General features: G+C 38.3%; 19 protein-coding genes and 1 riboswitch. Of the genes, 5 read left to right on the forward strand and 14 right to left on the reverse strand.

Annotated elements, in window-relative coordinates:
* Window positions 1-316: 316 nt before the first annotated feature.
* Window positions 317-1084 carry a class I SAM-dependent methyltransferase gene (locus B494_RS0104025; RefSeq protein WP_017471086.1) on the reverse strand — a complete coding sequence of 256 codons (768 nt, stop codon included), beginning with the start codon at window positions 1082-1084 and terminating at the stop codon, window positions 317-319.
* A gap of 172 nt (window positions 1085-1256) precedes the next feature.
* Window positions 1257-1688 carry a DinB family protein gene (locus B494_RS0104030; RefSeq protein ID WP_017471087.1) on the reverse strand — a complete coding sequence of 144 codons (432 nt, stop codon included), beginning with the start codon at window positions 1686-1688 and terminating at the stop codon, window positions 1257-1259.
* 366 nt (window positions 1689-2054) lie between these two features.
* On the opposite strand from B494_RS0104030, the gene B494_RS0104035 reads away from it, so the two are divergent.
* The gene (locus B494_RS0104035) at window positions 2055-6311 is read left to right on the forward strand and encodes a 2-hydroxyacyl-CoA dehydratase (protein ID WP_017471088.1); all 4257 of its coding nucleotides are present in this window, start codon (window positions 2055-2057) and stop codon (window positions 6309-6311) included.
* Window positions 6312-6826: 515 nt separating this feature from the next.
* Here the strand turns inward: B494_RS0104035 and B494_RS0104045 are convergent.
* The 3 genes from B494_RS0104045 to cls all read right to left on the reverse strand — a co-directional run bounded on the left by B494_RS0104045 (window position 6827) and on the right by cls (window position 11699).
* On the reverse strand, window positions 6827-8065 hold the full coding sequence (locus tag B494_RS0104045; protein ID WP_017471090.1) for an aminopeptidase: 1239 nt from the start codon (window positions 8063-8065) through the stop codon (window positions 6827-6829).
* Between the two features lie 71 nt (window positions 8066-8136).
* Window positions 8137-10014 (reverse strand): ABC-F family ATP-binding cassette domain-containing protein, encoded by a 1878-nt coding sequence (locus B494_RS0104050; RefSeq protein ID WP_017471091.1) that lies wholly within the window; start codon window positions 10012-10014, stop codon window positions 8137-8139.
* A gap of 242 nt (window positions 10015-10256) precedes the next feature.
* Entirely contained in the window at window positions 10257-11699 is a 1443-nt protein-coding gene (cls, locus tag B494_RS0104055) for a cardiolipin synthase (RefSeq protein WP_017471092.1), read from the reverse strand.
* A gap of 418 nt (window positions 11700-12117) precedes the next feature.
* Here cls and B494_RS0104060 point away from each other — a divergent pair, with 418 nt between their 5' ends.
* Window positions 12118-12531 (forward strand): NusG domain II-containing protein, encoded by a 414-nt coding sequence (locus tag B494_RS0104060; RefSeq protein ID WP_017471093.1) that lies wholly within the window; start codon window positions 12118-12120, stop codon window positions 12529-12531.
* On the opposite strand, the gene B494_RS0104065 is transcribed toward B494_RS0104060, so the two are convergent.
* Window positions 12528-12974: an Hsp20/alpha crystallin family protein gene (locus B494_RS0104065; protein ID WP_017471094.1), complete on the reverse strand. Its 447-nt coding sequence runs from the start codon at window positions 12972-12974 to the stop codon at window positions 12528-12530. The two genes, B494_RS0104060 and B494_RS0104065, sit on opposite strands and share 4 nt — an antisense overlap.
* 456 nt (window positions 12975-13430) lie before the next feature.
* Window positions 13431-13542: riboswitch (SAM riboswitch) on the forward strand.
* A gap of 204 nt (window positions 13543-13746) precedes the next feature.
* On the opposite strand from B494_RS0104065, the gene B494_RS0104070 reads away from it, so the two are divergent.
* The 3 genes from B494_RS0104070 (at window position 13747) to B494_RS0104080 (ending at window position 17394) form a co-directional block, all read left to right on the forward strand.
* Window positions 13747-15429 carry an O-acetylhomoserine aminocarboxypropyltransferase/cysteine synthase family protein gene (locus B494_RS0104070; protein ID WP_017471095.1) on the forward strand — a complete coding sequence of 561 codons (1683 nt, stop codon included), beginning with the start codon at window positions 13747-13749 and terminating at the stop codon, window positions 15427-15429.
* A 211-nt stretch (window positions 15430-15640) separates the two neighbouring features.
* Window positions 15641-16582, forward strand: coding sequence for a GDSL-type esterase/lipase family protein (locus B494_RS0104075; protein WP_017471096.1), 942 nt, complete (start codon window positions 15641-15643; stop codon window positions 16580-16582).
* Window positions 16583-16755: 173 nt separating this feature from the next.
* A complete protein-coding gene (locus tag B494_RS0104080) occupies window positions 16756-17394 on the forward strand; it encodes a YpmS family protein (RefSeq protein ID WP_017471097.1) in 639 nt (212 codons plus the stop codon).
* A 233-nt stretch (window positions 17395-17627) separates the two neighbouring features.
* On the opposite strand, the gene B494_RS0104085 is transcribed toward B494_RS0104080, so the two are convergent.
* From B494_RS0104085 to B494_RS18940, 8 genes are all read right to left on the reverse strand, one after another.
* Window positions 17628-18461: a DUF4097 family beta strand repeat-containing protein gene (locus B494_RS0104085; RefSeq protein ID WP_017471098.1), complete on the reverse strand. Its 834-nt coding sequence runs from the start codon at window positions 18459-18461 to the stop codon at window positions 17628-17630.
* The gene (locus B494_RS20110; protein ID WP_017471099.1) at window positions 18461-19015 is read right to left on the reverse strand and encodes an HAAS signaling domain-containing protein; all 555 of its coding nucleotides are present in this window, start codon (window positions 19013-19015) and stop codon (window positions 18461-18463) included. The genes B494_RS0104085 and B494_RS20110 overlap by 1 nt, the downstream gene beginning before the upstream one ends.
* 18 nt (window positions 19016-19033) lie before the next feature.
* On the reverse strand, window positions 19034-19663 hold the full coding sequence (locus tag B494_RS0104095; protein WP_017471100.1) for a response regulator: 630 nt from the start codon (window positions 19661-19663) through the stop codon (window positions 19034-19036).
* 6 nt (window positions 19664-19669) lie between these two features.
* The gene (locus B494_RS0104100; protein ID WP_017471101.1) at window positions 19670-20710 is read right to left on the reverse strand and encodes a sensor histidine kinase; all 1041 of its coding nucleotides are present in this window, start codon (window positions 20708-20710) and stop codon (window positions 19670-19672) included.
* Window positions 20707-21426, reverse strand: coding sequence for a cell wall-active antibiotics response protein LiaF (liaF, locus tag B494_RS0104105; RefSeq protein WP_017471102.1), 720 nt, complete (start codon window positions 21424-21426; stop codon window positions 20707-20709). The genes B494_RS0104100 and liaF overlap by 4 nt, the downstream gene beginning before the upstream one ends.
* A gap of 70 nt (window positions 21427-21496) precedes the next feature.
* Window positions 21497-22126, reverse strand: a complete 630-nt coding sequence (locus B494_RS0104110) for a PspA/IM30 family protein (protein WP_017471103.1) — start codon at window positions 22124-22126, stop codon at window positions 21497-21499.
* An 18-nt stretch (window positions 22127-22144) separates the two neighbouring features.
* Entirely contained in the window at window positions 22145-22453 is a 309-nt protein-coding gene (locus B494_RS18935) for a lmo0954 family membrane protein (RefSeq protein WP_017471104.1), read from the reverse strand.
* Window positions 22454-22641: 188 nt separating this feature from the next.
* Window positions 22642-23229, reverse strand: a complete 588-nt coding sequence (locus tag B494_RS18940; protein WP_017471105.1) for a hypothetical protein — start codon at window positions 23227-23229, stop codon at window positions 22642-22644.
* Window positions 23230-23366: the final 137 nt, after the last annotated feature.

Below are 23366 nucleotides of genomic sequence, written 5' to 3' on the forward strand. Positions count from 1 at the left end.
TAAGACATACGTCGTTCGAGGAAAAGAAATAAGATGATTAAACATTACGCCTTTCGCTTTCGATAAATGGGACCATCAACAAAAAGATAGTCGGCGTTTTTTTAAAGAAAAAGATAACCACACGCCAGAGCCAGATTGTTTTAACAGCTGGCTTTTTGGCTCGAGCGTACATGCACATAAACGAATGACCGTGCGCCCATTCGTTTTTTAAAACATAACGATTGAAGGAAAGCAGACTCAAAACGTCCCAAGTAAATGAACGTCTTTGCCTCAATTTGCAGTAAATTCCTTTATGCATGAAGTTAATTTTAAATCACTATGCTTGGCGCTGCTTCTTTAATTTAAATACGATAAAATCAGCACACCTAAAATCTTCTTCAAAGGAAGGATATTTTTTTAACATCTCTACCGATGGCTTCGGTTCCACTACTTTTTCTAAAATAAAGCCTGTTTTAATTAAAGTGTTTATATAACTTGTTAACGTTCTGTGGAATAATATCATTTTTTCTTTATCACCTAAAGGTTGTTCATATGCCCCTTCATAAAAATAGTTATCGACGTTCCAATGCAGCTTCTTACCGTCTTTTGTTCTCTCCCAACCACTATTAGGAGTAACAAAGCAAGGGTGTAAAATGGAAAAAATAAAGCAACCGCCGTCTATTAATAACCGATACATTTCTTGAAATGCTTTTTCGTAATTCGCAAGGTCTTGAATAACCATGTTGGAAACTATTAAATCGAAAACCTCATTTTCTAAAAAATGCAATGCTTCGCAATTCCCCTGCCGATAATCAATTTTCAATTCTGTTGGCGTTCTTTCTTTAGCAATTTCCAGCATTCGTGGTGAATAATCTACAGCAGTTACTTTGGCCTCGGATTTAGCTAATAGTCTACTTAGATAGCCTTCTCCACACCCAGCATCTAGAATTTTCTTATGTCTTATTTCTCCCATAAGCGAAAATAAAGTCGGATTTAAAAAAACTTCTTTATGACGGTCTCCTTGTTCAGTATGAGTTGCAGAATATGCATCTGCAAACCGATCCCATCTTTTTATCGCTTCTTCAGTACCGCTCGTTCGTTCCATCTTTATACCCCTTTTTTCATTACTTTAGCTTCTATCTCATATCTTACTATTCTACTCGTGACACAGTAGCTTTTCCCACTATCACTTTCCATTAGCAAATAACATCATTATACAACCTTTTCCTTTTCTGCTTCTTTGATGTTTAAGTAAATATATTTACAAACCTTCAGAATTACATGTGCCAACCCTCGACCCACTGTTTTGGTAGCTCAAATCCTGACTGTTTAAGTGCCACAAAATACTGCCCTTGATGAATGCCCTCGTGCTGTATTGCTGTACTGAATAATTCCATTATAGTTAGATACTCCGTTCCCATTTTTATCGATTTAAATTTTGTCTGTTTGAATGCAATTACTAATTCCTCCATACTACGTTCTAACTCATGAATCAAACTATCCTCTTCTGATGCCAATTCACCTGGAAAACAAACACACCCCGTTTTCAGACCATCACAATAAACATCTCTTACCCGAACCATGTGTCTAAAAAGCTTTCTCAATGTACCCAATTCTGGTATTAATTGAGCATCCCAATTACTTTCTGGAATTTCTTTGGCTAAAGAGTTAGTCATTTTTGCAGCATATATAAACCCATTTTTATCCAAATTATCCCCTTCTTTATCCTTTATTTTTATAATAACACAAAATTAAATGACAAACCTGAACATTTTACTAAGGCATTAGCTCGATGACTCCTACAGGTAGAGACCGAGCTAGGAAAAATTCAGAGACAATGAATAAGGGGGATAAAATGAATAGCAGTTATTCAAAGCTCGTAAATCATTTAAAGTACATATAGCTCGTGACATAATGACTGATCAATGGACGTGTTAGTGAAACATAGTTAAAGCGAACTGTTTTATCACATCAGCTGTTATCACTCTTTACTTACGGTATGTAAGAAATACGCATGTTTTGGTAATACTGGACAGTAATTATTCGATTATTCCATTTAAGAAAGGTGCTTTTTCATGAATCAACAACGACCTTTATTAGTAGGCATCGATATTGGATCGACAACGATTAAAATCGTTGTTCTTGATCAAGACCAGCATTTACTGTATAAAACCTATCAGCGGCACTATTCAGATATAAAATTAGCCGTCTATCGATTATTCCAAGAATTGATCGATACATTTGACGACCAGCCTATTAAGTTGAAAATAGCTGGTTCAGGTGGGATTGGTTTAGCCGACACCCTTAATATAACGTTTATTCAAGAAGTGATCGCTTGTTCTAAAGCCGTTGAGACACTTATACCTGAAACCGAGATTGCGATTGAATTAGGTGGAGAAGATGCAAAAATAACGTTTTTTGATTATAACCTAGATCAACGCATGAATGGGACATGTGCAGGTGGGACCGGTGCCTTTATCGATCAGATGGCAAGTCTATTAAACACCGATGTTAACGGTTTAAATGAACTTGCTAAAACACATAAAAAGATCTATCCAATCGCCTCACGTTGTGGTGTATTTGCTAAAACCGATATCCAACCGTTAATTAATGACGGGGTAGCAAAAGAAGATATTGCGGCATCAATCTTTCAAGCGGTTGTTAACCAAACCATTACCGGGCTTGCTGCCGGACGCAAACTGCAAGGGAAAATCGCTTTTTTAGGTGGTCCGCTTTGTTTTATGAGTGAATTACGGCAACGCTTTATTGAAACACTTGAGCTCAAAAACGATGACGTGATTTTCCCAAGTGATTCGCAATACTTTGTCGCTATCGGTGCAGCACTTGATGCAACGTCTTGTCAGTCGACTGATTTCATTACTCTAAAACAAGCACTTGAGACGGAGCAAGCAAAACAGCTGACACCATTACAGACATTAGATCCTTTGTTTGAAAATGAAGAAGCGTTGCAACAATTTAGAGAACGCCACCAAAAAGCAACTGTATCCGAAAGTGATTTGGATCAATATCAAGGGGTTTGCTTTTTAGGAATCGATGCGGGTTCAACGACGACAAAAGCCATCCTTATCGATAAAGATGGTGATGTGTTGTGGAAATTTTATGGTTCCAACGAAGGCGATCCGTTACAAAAAACAATGGCTATTCTAAAGCAACTTTACCAAGCGATGCCTGCAAATACATACATTGGTCGTACTGTCGTAACCGGCTATGGTGAAGCGTTAATCAAAAACGCCTTACACGTTGACCAAGGTGAGGTAGAAACCGTATGCCACTATAAAGCAGCCAATCGCTTTCAACCTGGCGTTGATTTCATTTTAGACATTGGTGGTCAAGATATGAAGGCGATGACGATTAAAAACGGAACATTAGCATCGATTCAATTAAATGAAGCCTGTTCTTCGGGTTGTGGATCCTTTATTGAAACCTTTGCGCAAACGTTAAAGCATGATGTAAAAGCCTTTGCTCAGAAAGCCTTACTGGCTGATCATCCCGTTGATTTAGGATCTCGCTGCACCGTATTTATGAATTCTAAAGTAAAACAAACCCAAAAAGAAGGCGCGACTGTTGAGAATATCTCAGCAGGTCTTGCGATATCTGTCATTAAAAATGCGCTTCATAAAGTGATAAAGGTACGAAATCCACAAGAACTAGGAGCAAAAATTGTCTGCCAGGGTGGGACGTTTAACAATGAGGCGGTGTTACGCGCTTTTGAGATCATGACCAAACGAGAAGTCATTCGCCCCAACCTCGCTGGATTAATGGGGGCATATGGCGCTGGATTGATCGCCAAGGAGAACTATAAAGACGGGCAAACGTCCAAAGTGTTAACGATAGATGCAATTGACACGTTTTCGACTAAAAAGAAATTCGCGCAATGTCGACTTTGTGAGAACAACTGTGCACTTACGATTATCTTTTTCCCTGACGGTAGGCGTTTCGTTACCGGCAACCGTTGTGAAAAAGGGGCAAAAGCCCAATATAATCAAAAGCAAGCAACCGAAACACCTATTAATTTAATCGATTATAAATTGAAACGTTTATTCGGCTACACACCGTTAGATAAACCAGATGCCCCTAGAGGTACGATCGGGATTCCAAGGGTTTTAAATCTCTATGATCATTACCCATTATGGTTTACGTTTTTTACTAAGCTAGGCTTTCAGGTCCGTTTATCTCCGCCATCAACGAAAAAAATCTATCATAGCGGTATCGATACCATTCCAGATGATTCGGTCTGCTTTCCAGCAAAAATGGTGCATGGTCATATTCAGTATTTAATTGATCATAAAGTCGATATGATTTTCTATCCTGCGATAAATTTAGAAATGCCTGAACAAGAAACAGCAGATAATTCTTATAATTGTCCAGTTGTTACCTCTTATCCAACAGTGATTAAAAACAATAGCGATCCGATCATGGCTAATCGTGTTGACTTTCGTGCCCCGCATTTAAATTTGAGCAAGCCAACGCATGTGATCGATACGCTTTATTTGTCACTTAAAGATAAGGGGCTAACAAAAAAAGAGGTTAAATTAGCTTATCAAGCAGGGCAAGAGGAATTAAATAAATACCGACATGACTTACAAAAACAAGGTGAACAAGCACTGATCACGGTTCAATCACGTCAAGAACAGGCGATCGTGCTGGCTGGTCGCCCTTATCATGCCGATCCTAAAATCAATCATAGTATCGCCAACATGATGACACAAGAAGGATTTCATGTCTTAACAGAAGATAGCATCTGCCACCTTGAAGAAGTGAAAGGCTTGCGAGTTGTCAACCAATGGACCTATTATGCCCGGCTTTTTGCTGCAGCAAAGGTTGTCTGTAAATTCCCAACACTAGAAATGGTTCAATTAAATTCATTTGGGTGTGGGATTGATGCGATCACCACCGATCAAGTACAAGAAATTCTTGAACAAGATAGCAAGATTAACACCGTTTTGAAAATTGATGAAGGATCCAATTTAGGGGCAGCCCGAATTCGAATTCGCTCATTGAAAGCAGCGATGCATGAGCGACGTGATTCGACAACATCTATTGAGAGGGATCAAGCACTACCAAGCAAGGTTACGTTCACAAAAAGCATGAAGAAAAATCATACATTATTACTCCCTTTATTAAGCCCGATTCATCAAGAAGGTCTATTTGACGAAGCATTACGGGCTTCAGGATATCATGTTGTTCAATTAACGGAAGATACGGGAAGAGCAGGTATTGAAGAGGGACTAAAATATGTTCATAATGATGCTTGTTATCCCGCAATCATTACGATTGGTCAATTAGTTAAAGCATTAAAAAGCGGAGCCTATGATGTTGATCATACTTCAGTGATGATGACACAATCCGGTGGTGGCTGCCGAGCAACAAACTATATCCCTTTATTAAGAAAGGCATTGACCGATGCAGGGTTTCCACAAGTTCCGGTCGTTTCCCTTTCGTTTGGCAATAAAGGAACAGAGAAAAATCAAGGATTTAAGTTAACGTTACCGTTAATCAAACGTGTATTTTTAGCCGTGTTATATGGGGATTTACTACAAAAATTAGTGAATCGGACACGACCATACGAAATTGAGCACGGCAGTGTCAATAGACTATATGACAAATGGTCAGCAAAAGCAAAGGTAACCGTTCAACGTGGACATTTAGCGAGTTTTACTAAACAAGTCCAAGACATCATTACAGATTTCGATACCCTTTCAATCTCAAATCAACGTAAACCTATTGTCGGCCTTACTGGTGAAATATTAGTTAAGCATTCAACCGTCGCCAATCACGATCTTGTTTGCTCACTTGAAGCAGAAGGCGTTGAAGCCGTTCTTCCTGATTTGTTGGGATTTATGAACTATAACTTACTAACGATGAAATGGAAAGCTGAACATCTTGGCTTTAATGGATCTAATAAATATACAGCTCAGTTTGCGCTCAAGCTCATCGAACGATTGACCAAGCCAATTAATCAAGCGTTACAACAGTCCCAACGATTCACGCCATTTCATTCAATTGAAGAAATAGCTAGAGACGTTGAGGGAATAATTTCTTTGGGCAATCATACCGGTGAGGGATGGTATATGACAGGTGAAATTGTTCAATTTCTCAAAGCTGGCATTAATAATGTTATCATTATGCAACCGTTTGGCTGCCTACCTAATCACATCGTCGGTCGTGGCATGATGAAAGCAATCCGATCACACTATCCGAAAGCAAACATGACAGCTATTGATTATGACCCTGGGATCTCGACCGTTAATCAGCTCAACCGGATTCGCTTAATGCTGGCTTCTGCATTTAAGTCCCATTCAGATAATTAACGGGTGCACATATACCCGAAACAAGATCGATACCATTTTTATGGCCTGTTTTGATGCTGAAAATTATATTACACATAGACATTTCTATCCTTTTAAACAAATGATAAAAAGCTTGTCAGGCATAGCTAACACCTGACAAGCTTTAACACAGATAACCGTCCGTCAAACACTGGGCTCAAGATAGAGAACAGAGATCAGCTATTTAGGTGAGCACTAACGGACGCTCATGTCATGATTCACTTAACGAACCATCAGTCGGAGAGGAAGAGCGCTTGGTTTGCGTTGGTAGGATGATTAATTATCTACTTGTATGACCCGCTGTTCTTTATCAACCTAAGAATAGCCATCAATAATATAATAAGAAAGATCAATCCATTATATATAATTGAATTTAAGTTAAAAACTTCTCGTAAAATAGTCACAACAATAAATAAGAATAATATTGGTATTAAATTAACCATCATTTTTTTCATAGCAATCGCTCCTATTTCTTCCTCTATTTCGCTTTATTCGGTTTACATATCTATTGCCCAAGCACCCTTGCGAAACACAGGTTCAATTGCTCCATCTTCTGTGACACCATCGATATCAAGTTCACTAGAACCAATCATAAAATCAACATGTGTTAGGCTGTCGTTCACACCATGCTTATCCAGTTCTTGATCTGACATTTCAGAGCCGCCTTCAAGGTTGTTCGGGTACGCTTTACCTAATGCAATATGACAAGATGCATTTTCATCATATAGCGTATTATAGAAAATTAATCCAGATTGTGAAATTGGAGAGGCATCTGGAACGAGCGCCAATTCGCCTAAACGGGTAGCACCTTCATCTGTATCAAGCAAATGCTTCAATGTTTGATAACCTGTTTCTGCTTCAAAATCAACGACTTTACCATCTTTAAAGGTTAACTTAAAGTTATCAATCGTGTTCCCACCATAAATTAACGGTTTTGTATTTGAAACGGTTCCGTTGACGTGATATTTATGTGGTAATGTAAACACTTCTTCTGTCGGCATATTCGGATTGAAGTGGCATCCATCGGCTGTTTTTGCTCCTCCACCCTTCCAAATATGACCTTTGGGTAAATCAAAAGTTATATCTGTGCCTGGTGCCTTAAAAATTAATTGTTTATATTTTTTGTTATTTAATACTTCTCGCGCATCTTTCAACGTTTGATTATGTTGATCCCAAGCAGCAATTGGGTCATCTTGATCAACACGGACAATCTTAAAGATTTGTTGCCAAAGTCGCTCTTTCGCTTCTTCTTGGTCGACCGCATCCGGAAAAATCTTCTGTGCCCAATCTCCTGTTGGAATTGAAATAATGGACCATGCAATCCGGTCATTCATCGTATATTGTCGAAATTCTTTCATCGCTTGAGCTGATGCCTTTGTTGCTTTAGCTACTTTTTCAGCATCAACATCTTTTAATAGGTCGGGATTGGTTGATCGAATTTGTAAAAGAGCTGCACCATCTTTTGCATAGCTCAAGAATTTATCCACTTGCCATTGTGGAATCGTGGTCAATACCTGTTCGGATTCATGTTGATACTTCAGCAAAGTAATCGCATCGTCTTGCCAGTTAATCATCACTTCCTTTGCTCCTAATTCATAGGCCTTGCGTACGACAATACGGGTAAACGCTACACCTTCTATCGATGAATTAATCATTAAAGCTTGCCCTTTTTGTAAATTAACACCTGTTCTTAATGCTAATTCCGCATATTTTTCTTGTAACTCTAAATCTGCCATTGATATCCCTCCAATATTTTCTACCCTTATTATTATACATAACCGCCAGTGATTTAGAAATGCGTTTGCTTCTATGTTAACTCTTCCAAACGGAGCGAGAGTGTTTCCCATCGCTCGATTTTCGCTTCTAGCATTTGCTCGAGCTCTGTTTGTTTCTGATAATGCGTTTGCACTTGCTCAAGATCTGATCCAGCTGCTACAACGGCCTCTTTCACCTGTTCGATCGCTTGTTCTAAATCAGCAATCTCATCTTCAATCGTTTCCCATTCTTTTTGTTCGTGATAGGATAATTTTTTTCGTTTTGGTCGTTCTACCGCCTTTTGTTTCGATGACTTCGTTGCTTGTTGTGTACTTTCCTTATCCGTTTCCAACCAGTCACTGTAATTGCCATAAAAGCTTGTGATCACACCTTGTGATTTAAAGATTAGCAATTGCTCAGTTAATTTATCTAGAAAATAACGATCGTGCGAAACCGTAATCACAACGCCTGAAAACTGGGTTAAGTAATCTTCTAATATAGCTAACGTCTCTGTATCAAGGTCATTTGTTGGCTCATCCAATAATAATACATTGGGTTCTTCCATTAACACCTTCAACAAATATAACCGGCGCTTTTCTCCACCGGAAAGCCGATGAATAAATGTCCATTGTTGAGCACGAGGAAATAAAAACCGTTCGAGCATTTGTTCTGCGCTAACGGTTACACCATTTTCAGTATGAATCACATCAGCTGTTTCTCTAATATAATCTATAATACGTAATTCTTGATTCATATCTTGATGGTCTTGTTGATAATAACCGATCTTTACAGTTGAGCCTATTTCGATCTCCCCTTGATCTGGTATGACTTGTTGAGCGATTATTTTTAATAACGTCGTTTTTCCACTGCCATTAGCACCGACAATACCAATTCGATCACCCGGTTTAACAAGAAAGCTGAATGGTTTAATCATATGTTGGTGGTGATAGCTTTTTGCTATATTTTTCAATTCAATAACCTTATTCCCTAATCGCGTCATTCCTACACCCAAATCAAGTTGTTCCTGATTGGTAGTGAATGTTTCTTTTTTCATCGTTTCTACCCGATCAATTCTTGCTTTTTGTTTGGTTGATCTTGCTTTAGCCCCTCGTTTCAGCCAGGCAATTTCTCGCTTTAAAATATTGGCATGTTTCTGCTCATTCTGTGTTTCTAACCTTAATCGTTCCGTTTTTTGTTCCAAATATGTTTGGTAATTGCCGTTGTAACGATAAAGTTGGCCTTGATCAAGCTCATAAATACGATTGGTGACACGGTTAAGAAAATAACGATCATGCGTCACGAGCATAACCGCGCCTTGATAGTTCGGAAGATGCTGCTCCAACCATTCAATCGATTGATGATCAAGATGGTTGGTTGGCTCATCTAAAATGAGTAAATCGGCGGGTTGAACAAGCGCCTTTGCCAGTGCAACACGTTTTTTTTGACCACCAGATAGTCGTTCAATCTTTTGATCAAAATGCTCAATGCCAAGCTTTGTTAAAATCGTTTTTGCCGTTGTGTTTGCATCCCATGCATTCAATTCATCGATTTTAGCTTGCGTGCGACTAAATTGCTTTTGTGCCATGACATCATCAGGCTGTTCTGCTAACGCTAGTAACGCTGTTTCATAATCGCGCATCGCCACCATAATATCAGCTTCACCAGCAAACACCTCATCTAATATCATGCGGTTAGCAACTAGCTCCGGTTCTTGAGCCAAATAACCAATCGAGAATGCTTTAGCATGATTTATTTCACCACTATCATGCCCTTCCTTTCCTGCAATGACTTTGAGAAACGTAGATTTACCTGTACCATTAACACCAACCAATCCGATCCGCTGTTTTTTTTCAATCGAAAAAGATATTTGATCAAATAACACTTTATCGCCAAAAGCCTTCGTTAACTTTTCAACTGATAATATTTCCATTTTATTAACCCTCTATTCCTTACTTGTCTCTCTATTGTTTCATGATCATAACAATTGTCAAGCCACTAAACCTATTTAACGATGACCAAACGAATCAAACGTGACGGTTCGGTTATCCATCACGTTTGATTTTTATCACGGATAAGCGTCCATGAAACACCTAGCTCAAAATAGAGCGTAGCGATCATCTTTTTAGCTAGTAGCTAACGCACGCCTCCACTGGTTAAAGGTGCGTTATATTATTATAAAATAGGAGAAATCAACCGTGCGACTGATTCTTTAACACGAATCCAGATCGATCGCTCTTTATAGGCTTCATATGTGAGTAAAGAAGATTCCTCCATATCTTCTTTAAAGTCCTTTACCAAGCGATCTGTCACATCTTCACTGTAAAGAAATGCATTCACTTCAAAGTTTAATCGGAAACTACGTACATCAATATTTGCTGTACCTACTGAAGCAAGCTTACCATCAACCATTATCGTCTTTGCATGTAAAAATCCATTTTGGTATATGTAAATTTTCGCGCCAGCTTCAAGCATATTTCCTATATAAGAAAAGGTTGCCCAGTATACAAATGGATGATCTGGTTTATTTGGAATCATAATTCTCACATCGACGCCCGACAGTGCGGCAATCCGAACTGCATCTGCCAAACTTTCATCTGGGATGAAATAAGGTGTTTGAATATAAATATATTCTTCCGCTTCCATAATCATCTTAATATAACCATACTTAACTTGTTCCCATTCGGAATCAGGACCACTTGAAACAATTTGAATACCAACATCGCCGGTTGGTTCTGCTTTATAATAAGTTGGTTCATATTGTAAAATCTGCTGTTTTGAAGCTTGATTCCAATCTAAAATAAATCGTGTTTGCATATTGCGAACAGATTCACCTACAATGCGAAGATGAGTATCTCGCCAATAACCAAATTTGGGGTCTTCTCCTAAATATTCGTCACCGATATTAAAGCCACCAATATAACCAATCTTCCCATCAATAATAGCCAACTTACGGTGATTTCGATAATTAATTTTTAAGTTAATTTTAGGTATCGGAGACGGAAAGAACGCTTCAACCATAACACCAGCTTGCTTTAGCCGATGAATAAAATGACGCTTCAACCGCCTTGCCCCCATATCATCATATAAAAACCTAACAGTCACCCCTGCTTCAGCTCTCTTAATTAATGCATCTGCAATACGGTAACCAAGTTTGTCACTTCTTACAATATAGTAAAGAATATGAATATGATGATTAGCTGCTTCAATATCTCGAATTAGTGCATCAAATTTTGCTTGTCCATCATTAAAAATTTCGACTTCATTTTCTTGAGTGAGAATCGCATCATTATTTCGAAGATGCATATAAAATAAGTCCTTATGCTTTTGATAATGATCTGGAATTGGAAAACTATCTTCATCTAATAATTGCAATTGATTTTCGACGGCTTTCTTCACACCTAATCGACTTTTATTATCCCAAACAAACAATTTTTTTCCACTTAATTTCCGGCCAAATACTAAATACAAAGCAAATCCTACAACGGGGACAAAAGTAAGTACTAATAGCCACGCCCATGTTGAAGTTGGATTTTTCCGTTCTAAAAAGACAATAGCGAATGCTAGAGCAATGTTTAAGAAAATGGTAAGTCCAAATATAATTGCTATAATATCCAAATATAACCCTCCCTTACACTCGATAACCACAATATAGCATAAATAGATAACAATTGGCATCATTAAGCCATTTAATTTAGTCGTTTATTACTCATTGGACTTATCTTATGTCATCTTGCTGTTCCAATACAAAAGCAGAGTCAAACCTCAATCAGTGCGTGTTTTCGTTTTTCCACTATGGATTGTCCGTTGCACGAATCAGGACATAAGGGGCTATTATTTCCCATCTTAATAGATAAGCGCTGCTCTTTACTTTAAGCCAGGCGTTAACAAACGATTAGCTGTGATAAATTATTTTGTTTTTAATGTTGACGAAACAGGTGCCAATCCGATAGGCTTAACTTATATAATCATTGTCGCACACGTCACTATAGTGAACAGCAAGATGATGTCATTTAATATGAGGAGGCTGATCGTCGTGTGGACAGCTTTAAAACAACAAATTAGACCGACCGATATTATTATTATCGTGATTTTAATTATATTATCCTTTGTTCCCTTCTTTGTTTTTACATCTTATCATGCAGGCACGCAAAATGATGGAGAACCAACGATCGCTATCGTTTCCATAAATGGTGAAGTTGTTGATGAGTTTGTCCTAGCAGAAGATACCCCCCATCAGGAGATCACTTACTATCCCAATGATGGTCAATACAACATTATTGAAATTGATGGTCCACGTATACGAGTAAAAGAGGATAACAGCCCTGACCAAATCGCCGTCCAAACTAGCTGGATTAGTCGACCTGGTCAGACAAGCATCTGTCTTCCCCATCGTTTAATGATCGAAATAAAAGGTGGACAATCCTTTGATGATGACGTGATTTATTAATCAATTAATAAATCACGTTTTTTCTCGTTCTTTTTTCTGGCTTTCACCGTAAGTAAACCATCATTAAATGAAGCCGTCAATGTTGAGGGAATAACATTATTGGGCATATGAATAAATCGTTCGCGCTCTCTTTGAAAATGGTTAAAATGGTAGACGCCTTCTTGGTCATCCTTTACTTCCTTTTTTTCATCCTCTGTAATACGGATGGCCAAATGGGTTTGCTCAATTGAGAGCTTTACCCTATCTTTAGTCACACCAGGTAACTTGAAGTTAACCTGCCACTCCTCATCCGTTTGATTAACATGGGTGGGGATATGACTGTTTTGAAAAAATTGATCAATTGAAGCGAGCATACTATCTTGGTGATAGCTATTAAACAAGTTATCCATTTTTTTCACCCAATCACGTGCAACTTCCCATACATCGAAATTCTGTTCTGACATAGCTCTCCCTCCTATCCATAACTAATCTATGCACATATTCTAAAATAGGTACTAAACCTTCCCGCCCACTTTATTTATGAACGTTAACTAACCGACGCTAGGACTTTTTTAATGAACGCATCATAGCACCATATCCTTAGCAAATAGATATAGACATAATACAAACCTTCAATCAATCGGCGGAGGGCTACAGAACGTAGGGCATGCAGACGATGCCACAGGACGTGACGGTTTTAGTTAACGATCTTACCCACCCACTGACGGGGCGTTGAGTGACTCAGCACATCGACATGAGTGTCCGTCCCACCCCTAAATAGATTTGTTCGATTCTCTAGTTTAAGACGGACGGTTAGCTATGATAAATGATTTCACTTAATAGTCTAAATTTTCGTTATAGTCAGAAAGAACCTTGACTATTTTTACTATCTAAACTATAATCCTTACTAACATGTATAACTCTTATCAAGAGAGGCTGAGGGAATAGGCCCTGTGAAGCCCGGCAACCCGCAAGTGAAAGCTTGCAAAGGTGCCAAATCCTACAGGTTACAATTAACCTGAAAGATAAGAGGGGGAAATTGCTGACTAAGCCCTCTTCTTACTTTTTAAAGAAGGGGGCTTTTTATGCATTAGCAACGTATAGACTTCTAAAGTCAAAGGCTAAGTGCGTGCAGTTATGCTAATGAAATAAACCATGACACTTTTTACACGTAGCCTGTTACGATTTTTTAGTCTCTTATTGAAAAGAGTGTAATTAAAAAAGGAGGAATTTATTATGTCTAATCGATTGTTTGCTTCATCTGGCGCAGAAACACAACTCATTCATGGTGGGCAACAGCCTGACCCTACCACAGGTGCTGTCGCTGTACCTATTTATCAAACGACTTCCTATGCCTTTCGTAATACAGAACATGCCCAAAATTTATTTGGGTTAGCCGAGCCTGGCAACATATACTCCCGCATTATGAACCCGACGGTTGATGCATTTGAACAACGGATGGCTTTATTGGAAGATGGAGTTGCTGCTGTTGCAACCGCTTCTGGGATGGCAGCGATTACACTTGCTATTTTAAATTTAGCAGAATCTGGTGATGAAATTATTGCCGACAGCAATTTATATGGTGGGACCTATAACCTGTTTGATAAAACACTTCCGAAGTATGGGATTAAAGTTATCTTTGTCGATGGAAAAGACCCAGAAAATTTCCGTACGACGATAACAGAGAAAACAAAGGCGATTTTTGCTGAAACCATTACTAACCCTTCTTTAAACGTTTTTGACATTGAAGCGGTAGCAAATATCGCTCATGACCACAAAATCCCACTAATTATTGATAATACATTTGCAAGCCCTTATAGTGCAAAACCTATTACGTGGGGAGCCGATATCGTTGTCCACTCAGCAACAAAATGGATTGGTGGCCATGGGACAACGATTGGTGGAATTGTTATCGATGGTGGGCGCTTTAATTGGAATCAAGAACGATTCCCTGGCTTTACTAAACCCGACTCTTCCTATGGTGGAATTAGATTCGGTATCGATACTGGACCAGCCGCGTTTGCTATTAAATTGCGTGTCCAATTATTGCGTGATATCGGTCCGGCATTAAGTCCACAAAATGCCTTTAACTTCTTGCAAGGATTGGAAACATTAAATTTACGTATCCAACGACATGGTTACAATGCTAAACGCATCGCTCAATTCTTAATCGAACACCCACAAGTTGACTGGGTTAACTATCCAGGTTTGAGCACACATCCAAGTCACGAACTTGCCAAGAAGTATCTCGCTAATACATTTGGTTCTGTGATCACCTTTGGCGTCAAAGGCGATCGTGAAACGGGTCGGAAGGTGATCGATAATATCCAATTGTTCTCACACGTTGCCAATGTTGGTGATGCTAAGTCATTAATTATTCATCCAGCTTCAACTACACATCAACAATTAAATGAACAAGGCCTTCAAGCCAGTGGAGTGAGTGATACATTAATCCGCCTATCTGTTGGGCTTGAAAGCTATGATGACCTTGTTAAAGATCTTGACCAAGCCATTGCAACAGCTACTGGAACTGCTGTTACCCTTCAACCTAAGCTTGATGATGTGATTCGATGGGCACTTGAATCACCGTTTGTACGCGCTGATGGTGATATACGGTTGAAAAATATCGTCGTTGCCGGTGACCAAACCAAGCATAACTGTCTAAAAAAATTAACCAAATTGGGCTTTCACTTTACTGATTTGGCAAAGAATGAGGGACCTATTGATCTTTTATTTATTACAGAGCCAAATCAGATTGAGGTCTTACCGTCGGATGCGAAGATCATCTGGTTTAGAACAGAAGCAGATTACAGTGCCTTAAAAACACAAGCTGAACAAAATGGTCAATGGATTGTTGAGAATGAATGCTTATTTAAAACCGCTAATTACATTCGACACCATCCTAAACACGATCATTAATCAACGCATACAATAACTAAAGCACAGCGGAAAAGGTTACCATTCACTTTCCTTTCCCCTGTGCTTTTTGTTGGTTATCGATGCAAATTAGCGTCGACTATTGTCATTATACTTATATTTGTCTTATAATGAGTTGCACAGCCTTGTTTTAATTTCATTGAATAGGGAATATATATGATCACATAAACTATTTTGAATGGATGTTTTACATATGACACGACGAAAAAAAATGACACTAATCTCACTTGTGTTAATCTTTTTGATCGTAGGAGGTTTTCTCTTCTTTATCATTAGACCTACATCATCAAATCAAACTACCCAAACAGAACCTGACAGTGAAAATATTGATCAGGTGCTTGAACAAGTAGAAAACATGGATGAAGAAGTGGCGACTGCAACAAATGATTTGTCTCAAAATTTAAGAGATGCCGTTGAACAGACACTTGGGGTTTTTACACAACATGATTATCATATAACAGCTGTAGGAGATTCTTTAACTCAAGGCGTCGGTGATGAGACCAATAATGATGGTTATATTGGTATATTAGAACACCGTTTAAATGACTTAAATTATCAAGTAAACATTGATAACTACGGTAGACGTGGCAATCGTACGGATCAATTGTTGACACGCTTAGAAGAAGAAAATGGACTTAAGCGCTCGATACAGCGAGCTGATCTTATTTTGGTTACGATTGGTGCAAATGATATTATGCGGATTGTTAGAGAAAACTTCCTTGACCTAAATGAAGGCGTATTTGACTTGGAGCTTGACGACTACCAACAAAGATTAACGGACGTATTTGAAATGATTCACGCATATAATGATGAAGCAGAAATCTATTTAATTGGATTTTTCAATCCATTTGAAGGCTATTTTGATGACGTAGAAGCGCTTGACAGTATATTAACAGAGTGGAATGAAACGGGAAAAACAATAGTTGAGGATTATCCAAACGGGCACTTCATCCCAATCGAAGATCTGTTCCAAATTAATGAAGTCAATCTATTAGCAGATGATAATTTCCATCCAAATGGTACGGGGTATTCTTTAATGGCATCACGGATCCTTTTTGCGATTATACCCGCACTCGAAGACATAGCTGAAGAACGAGAAGAAGAAACTGCTGAACAAGGCATATCTTTAGAATAAAGCATCGCTTCAATCAGCGGGGATTTTCGTTCTCTTCCTATCAATGAATCAAGACATTAGCTCCTACCTATATCAGGTGATCTATGCGCTTTATTTTGTAGCGGGCGTTTTACGGACGGTTGGCCCGCTTATGTTTCGCCCAACAAAAAGCAGGTAAGAAAGAAGGTGAGAAAATGAAAGAAATAAAACAAGGGAACAAAAAAATGTATAAACGTTATTTTTTAATGCTTCTTAGTGTCAACCTTGTTTTATTAATGCTTTTTATTGTTCTCATATTGGTTTCCCCACCTCGCTCTGACGTCTTACCTACACCACAATATATTGATGAACCAGGCGCAGAATTTAGGGTGGAATCAACGAAAGAAGACTTAAACGAATTAATTAATGATTATTTAGATCAAGTGTTATTAGCTGACAACGCTGAATTTTCTGTGCATATTGATCAAGATGTCCATTTGTTTGGATCATTTCAAGCCTTTGGCGCATCGATTCCACTTAATGTAAGAATGGAACCTAACGTACAAGCTAATGGTGATTTAATCTTAAGTATGACCGAAATGTCACTCGGCTTGCTAGACTTACCAAGTGATCGAATCTTACACTATATTAATCAACAAATTAGTACACCTGATTGGCTTTACTTTGATTCAGAAAATGAACAACTTTACGTTGCAGTGACTCAAATTGATGTTCAGAGTAACTTTCGTTTCAGTGTCCAAGAGCTGGACTTAACCGATGATAACATTTCATTTTTAATCAAGATCCCTCGTGCTGGAGCCATTCAAACTGAGGACAATGATGATGAAGCATGATCACTTCTCGTTAAGTAATGCGTCTCATATAAAGCGAACGTTTAATCAGCGGGAGGTGTCCTTCTCCCACTGATAGTTTACCTGGACATTAGCGTCTCAACGCCCGCTTAAATAGCTAACCGCTACTCTATATAGTTGAGCCGGACGTTTATTTCCGGTTAGCTGTGATGCTTCAGCTTTATAGCTGTCACAGGATGATACAACAACTTATAGAGTTAACCGACACCGCTCCATCACCAATTTATTTCAATATCACCTATTTGGCTCTCTACGATTAAATCTGGTCCATGACTACCTACGTTTTCAATATACGTTTTCCCTAAATTTTCTGTTCTTGTACCAACAAAATCGCTAAACTTAATCGCTCCCAAACTTGTTTCTAGTTGAAGTGAATAGTTATCCGGGCGATCTGGTAACTGTACATGAATGTCACCTATATGCGTACGTGTTTCTATTTCTCCTTGCCATTCAACAAGGTCAAGTCCTATTCCACCTACATTGGTTTTAATATCCCAATTGCCACTCACTTGATGAATAGCAATATCCCCAACAGCTACCTCCGCTCTTCCTGATTCAAGTTGTAATTGTGTGAGTTCAATTCGACCTACTCTCGCTTCAGCAGATAAGTTTTCAAGTGCTAAACCTTCACCATAAATAGAGCCAAAATCAACACGAGCATCGACATGCCCTTCAAAAGATCGAGGTATAGCTACAGTAAGCTTAAGTTGAGCATTATTTCTAGTTGGTATCAATGAAAACCAGCGTCTTGGCTTTTGATCAACTTCGACCCGTAAAGTCTCCGATTCTTGGTCAAACATTAAAATATCTTCAACCGCTTGGTCTAATCTTCCTGATACATGTACTTCAATCTGTTGTTCTTCACTTTCAATGAAATAAAGGTTAGCAACATCAGCATTAATAAGTATATTTGTTATAGAAGAATCCTCTATAATCATCACTTCTTCTACATTTTCTCCAGCCACATCAAACAATTGTTGACGATAGATAAACGTACCAATGCTACCAATCATTAATGCCAAAAAACCAACGATTGCTAATTTCTTCATTACATCACCCCTCGCACGAATCGATTCATTGTTCTAAAATAGCCTCGGGTGAGCCAACTCATAAATTTCGCGACATAGTGCATGGCTACAAAAAGCAACGTGCCTAGCCCAAATAACATTAAAACAAAAAAAGCTTCTGGAAGTGAAAACAGCACATCACCCCACAGTGCAAAAAGTGGCGTTGCCATTAAAACAATGGCTACTAGCCAAAAAGAAAATATTACACCAGCTACTGCAACTGCCGGTCCTAAAACAAAAATAAGATTAAAAATAATCAGCATAATGAGTACTGGAATATTTGTCTTTGTTCGCGATTGATTCATTGCATTAGGTTGCTCTTGTTCTTTATCAATCTGGTCGGCGTGTAGCGCTAACTCTTTTTCTGCTACAGCCTTAGGACGTCCTAAAGTTAAAATAACATCTTGAACGGGTTGTCCTTCTAATTCAGCAATCTTAAATTGATCTTGATACATTTCGATAATATCTTCACGTACTGACTTTGGTAAGCGTCGCAAATGATAATTGAGTTCTTGCAAATAACGCTTTTGCTCCAAAATAAACGCCCTCCTTCTTTAAACAAGCTCATGCTGATAGGCATAAATAGCAGCTTGAGTTCGGTCTTGCACTTCAAGCTTACTTAAAATATTACTTACGTGAACTTTTGTTGTTTTCAATGCAATAAACAATTGATCTGAAATTTCTTGGTTTGTTCTCCCTTGTGCGATCAACATTAAAACTTCGCGCTCGCGAGAAGTTAATGTTTCATGTAAAGGGACTTCTTGTTGCCCACGCATCCTAGCCATCATTTTATTGGTAACTTCCGCTTCAAACACGGACTCTCCTTTTGCTGTTTTGCGTACGGCATTTGCAATTTCACTGGCTTTTGTCGTTTTAAGTAAATAGCTCATTGCACCAGCTTCTAGTGCTGGATATACTTTATCATCATCAACAAAACTCGTTACCATTAAAATTTTTGCTTCGGGCCACTTGGCGATAATTTGTTTCGTTGCTTCAATGCCATCCATCTGATCCATCACAATATCCATTAAAATGATATCCGGCTTTAGCTCAAGCGCCCATTTAACCGCCTCTTCCCCATTACTAGCCTCAGCAACGACTTCAATGTCCGGTTGTGTCGATAAATAAGTAGTCACGCCGATCCGCACCATTTCATGATCATCCACAAATAATACTCGTATCATTTACCTTCACCCTTCATGCTTATTAATCGGTACACGCACATCTAACTTTGTTCCTTGATCGGGTACACTTATTAATTGATATTGGCCACCGATTTCTTCAGCTCTTTCTTTCATATTAGCTAACCCATAAGAACCCGATTGTTCCGCATCACAATCAAAACCAACACCATCATCGACAACCGATAAAACGGCGATGTGATCACGTTTAATAAAGAGCACATCAATTTGCGTTGCCTTTGCATGACGTAAAGCATTAGACAGCGATTCCTGTAAAATTCGGAATAAGTGATCCTCAACCGCTCGATTAAGTGTAATCGGCTCTGTCCGCCAATCAATTGAAATCGGTACTTTTGATACCAACTCTGTAAGCAATTGATCCATTCCTTCTTGTAAGCTGTGATCCTTTAAAGCGATCGGTCGTAAATGCAACAACAGTGCTCGCATTTCTAGTTGGGCTTGTTGGATCATCCGTTCAATCTGTGCTAAAGGTTGATTGAGTTGATCGTTGTTTTGTTCCAACATTTCATTAACAGCGGAAACAAGCATGGAAGCTGCAAATAGCTCTTGACTGACGGAATCATGAAGCTCACGCGCTAATCGATTTCGTTCCTGGGTAAGACGTGCTTCTATTTGTTGTTCTTGATCTTCGATGCGCTCACTGATTACTTTTTGCATCCGATTCCTTGCCGATTGTAAATGCAGTTGAATCTGACGAATCTGCGAAATGCATTGATAAGCTTCTTTTGATCCACCATAGTAACGCACCTTCTCATCGGTTGACTTTGATTCAACCTGTACAAGCGCATCATAAATGGCCTTTAATTCTCTCTTATGAAAGAAAAATATCATAAAACCATTAAACGTTCCGATGCTCACACTTGTTAATAACAAAATCAAGCCCAACGGCAATTGCTGTAGGCGTATCGTCCAAAGCATCGACCATTGCAAGGGATCGATCTGACTGAAAAGCAATATAGTTAAAGAAAAGATGAGTAGATTGGTTATCATCAAGCTACGCATTAAAATTGGAAATAAAGAGCTTCTCATCCGCGTCTCACCTCAATCTGACCAGCTATCATTGAGGTATAAATTTTAATGCGTTGAGGGGCTGTTTGATAGTTTTTCGTTCGATAATGAACGGTGCGATTAACGATTCGGTCATCTCCATAACCAAAAATATCTACTGATCCCGCTAAGACAGAGTGGTGAATACTTACCTCGACATCATAAGGAATAATCAGCGTTATTGTTCCTACTAAGTGGTGCAATACTAGAGTCGGCTCTCCCTTTGGTAAGACGGTCTGATTTAGATTTATGATGGTCTGGCCAAAAAGCGTTTGACAATTAATATCTTGCCATTGATAGGGCTTAGCTCCCGTTTGTTGCTTACCAAACCAGCGGTTGGAGAAAAGCAACTCTTCTTCTTCAAGCGGTTCTTCACCAAATTGCAATTGCTGCGGTGCTCGTTTTTTATTTTCCTTCATTTGATAAAAATATAAGCCAACGATCACTACAATTATCGCTAAGATAAAACGGAATAAAAACGTTGACAACATCATTATTGAAAAAGCAACAATACCAACCCAAAACAAGACCCGCCCCTCTTGGCGATAATAATATTGCCAAGCAAAATAAGTGACAATGCCCCAAATAAGCAACCAAAAATACGCATCAGAGCGTAGAAAGACAAATTCAACAATAAACAATGCGATCGTAGCCAAAATTAAATATGGCACGATTTTTTTATCTATTGGGTTAAACATAGGCGTACCCCTTTTTTGATTAAAATAGGTAGTTAAGTGAACAACTTAACTACCTATAGCGTACACGATCTTACTTTGAAAGAGAATGCTTTTTTTCTAATTCAGCAAAACGCGCATCTAAAGTATGCAACCGGTGGTTCGTTTTTACTTGTTGTTCCAAACGTTCAATATAATCCTCTGCCTCAGCAAATTTATTACTGCTACGATCAATATAATCTGCTTGTAACACTTGATTAATTCCTTTATGGACACGGGCAAGATTTTCACGTCCTTTTAATTCTAGACGTTTAACATATAAATTCTTTAATTGCTGTTGCATCTCCCCATATTTAGATTCGATTTCTTCAATTTGTGTTGTTGACGAATCATGCATTTCTGTTAATTGATCTACCCGAGCTTGATATTGATTCATTTCTATTCTTGCTTCCTCTAAAAGTTCGTGCTCATCGGTTTGCTCGGCCAAAACGACTTGTTTGCTACGTTTGTCTAACATTAACTTTGCTTGACTTAATTCTTTTTGATACTGTTGTTTAATCATGTACTGTTTTTCAATTAATTGTTTAAGTTTTTTCACCTCATCCTCACATTTTCGAATGTATTGGTTTAAATGTGTCATCGGATGCTTTTCCTCTTTTTGATCAAGTAAATGATGAAAATCAGCTACTACTGTATCTTTTATTCGCGTGAAAATATTTGTCATAATTATCCACTCCTTTTTTTAATCGATCATCCAATCTTCTTGTTCATATCCTTCAGGTGCTTTCCTATAGCCGCGGTATGCATAATACAAAAGTAAAGCCGCCACAATACCCACTAATGCTGGCGTATTTGATATCGACATTGACAATGCAATTAGCACCAGCACTGCCCAACCCAGCTTACCAAGTGCTGAATCAGTCAATAGAAACCGGCGGACACCATAATAGCCAAGCGCTAACGTTAAAAACAATCCTATCAATGGGGCAACTGTGCTTAAAACGATCAGACCTGCTATGCCTGCTATAACTATAAATAGTAATGTTCGCAATCCGCTTCCCCTCCTTTCGATAATTAAAGTTTAACTCGGAAGCTGAGAAAGCGTAACAGCCTCTAGGTATATCTTTCACTAAGACTAGAGACGTATTTATAAAAGGCGGACGCTAATCTCCTGATTTGAAAGTTCGCTTTATTAGCATTCTACATTTGGCTTACACACAAAAAAAAGCTTAGCTAATTTTAGCTAAGCCTAAAGAATGAACGTCTCCAACTTTTTCTTTGCTCTTGTTCCACGTGAGCAGTAAGATATGGATAGTCTTTTAATTTACCGTAATAAAAGGGTGTTAATTCTCGCCAAGCTCTTAAATCTTGAGGTCTAATTAACCCCGGTGGCTTGGCACTATGATAGATGCCACATTCTTGCAACATCGATGCAACAAATTGTGAACAGAAAAAAGCATTTTCCCTATGAAACTCTTTATTTAACATGACACCAAATAAACCTAAAAAATTATAACGATATAAGTGCTTATGACTTTCCATAATCATAATTTGTTCAACAAGTTGTGTATATTCCTCTTCCGTTACCTTTAACTGATAAATGGCACACATTGAACGATTAAAAAAGGGTAAACTTAAATTCTCGCGAATAAAGCCACCGATAAATGGATTATGTGGTCGTTTTCGCCCAAAGCTATAAACGAGATTTAATTCTTGGTCTAGAGCGATTGATACATGGTTTAATGATTGTTTCGTATAAAGATCAATCGTTTTTGCCAATAAGGTACCTGTACTTAAGAATAATAAGTAAACGGTTTTTGTCTTCATATACTGCCTCCCCTCTTTACTAATAGACTGTATTAATAAAATTAAAGTTTCATAGAAATAAAAATAGTATAACAAAATATAGGCTAAATAGTAACAAATTTCTAAAAAATACAACGCTGTACCTAGAAATGTATTGG

This window comes from Amphibacillus jilinensis Y1 (assembly GCF_000306965.1).
Classification (GTDB): Bacteria; Bacillota; Bacilli; order Bacillales; family Amphibacillaceae; genus Amphibacillus_C; species Amphibacillus_C jilinensis.

Coding starts and splice junctions, on each gene's coding strand:
- B494_RS0104070 (WP_017471095.1), top strand. CDS start 13,747: ATGTCTAATCGATTGTTTGCTTCATCTGGCGCAGAAACACAACTCATT.
- B494_RS18940 (WP_017471105.1), bottom strand. CDS start 23,229: ATGAAGACAAAAACCGTTTACTTATTATTCTTAAGTACAGGTACCTTA.
- B494_RS0104035 (WP_017471088.1), top strand. CDS start 2,055: ATGAATCAACAACGACCTTTATTAGTAGGCATCGATATTGGATCGACA.
- B494_RS0104075 (WP_017471096.1), top strand. CDS start 15,641: ATGACACGACGAAAAAAAATGACACTAATCTCACTTGTGTTAATCTTT.
- liaF (WP_017471102.1), bottom strand. CDS start 21,426: ATGTTTAACCCAATAGATAAAAAAATCGTGCCATATTTAATTTTGGCT.
- B494_RS0104025 (WP_017471086.1), bottom strand. CDS start 1,084: ATGGAACGAACGAGCGGTACTGAAGAAGCGATAAAAAGATGGGATCGG.
- B494_RS0104080 (WP_017471097.1), top strand. CDS start 16,756: ATGAAAGAAATAAAACAAGGGAACAAAAAAATGTATAAACGTTATTTT.
- B494_RS0104065 (WP_017471094.1), bottom strand. CDS start 12,974: ATGTCAGAACAGAATTTCGATGTATGGGAAGTTGCACGTGATTGGGTG.
- B494_RS0104110 (WP_017471103.1), bottom strand. CDS start 22,126: ATGACAAATATTTTCACGCGAATAAAAGATACAGTAGTAGCTGATTTT.
- B494_RS0104095 (WP_017471100.1), bottom strand. CDS start 19,663: ATGATACGAGTATTATTTGTGGATGATCATGAAATGGTGCGGATCGGC.
- B494_RS0104045 (WP_017471090.1), bottom strand. CDS start 8,065: ATGGCAGATTTAGAGTTACAAGAAAAATATGCGGAATTAGCATTAAGA.
- B494_RS0104085 (WP_017471098.1), bottom strand. CDS start 18,461: ATGAAGAAATTAGCAATCGTTGGTTTTTTGGCATTAATGATTGGTAGC.
- B494_RS0104100 (WP_017471101.1), bottom strand. CDS start 20,710: ATGAGAAGCTCTTTATTTCCAATTTTAATGCGTAGCTTGATGATAACC.
- B494_RS0104050 (WP_017471091.1), bottom strand. CDS start 10,014: ATGGAAATATTATCAGTTGAAAAGTTAACGAAGGCTTTTGGCGATAAA.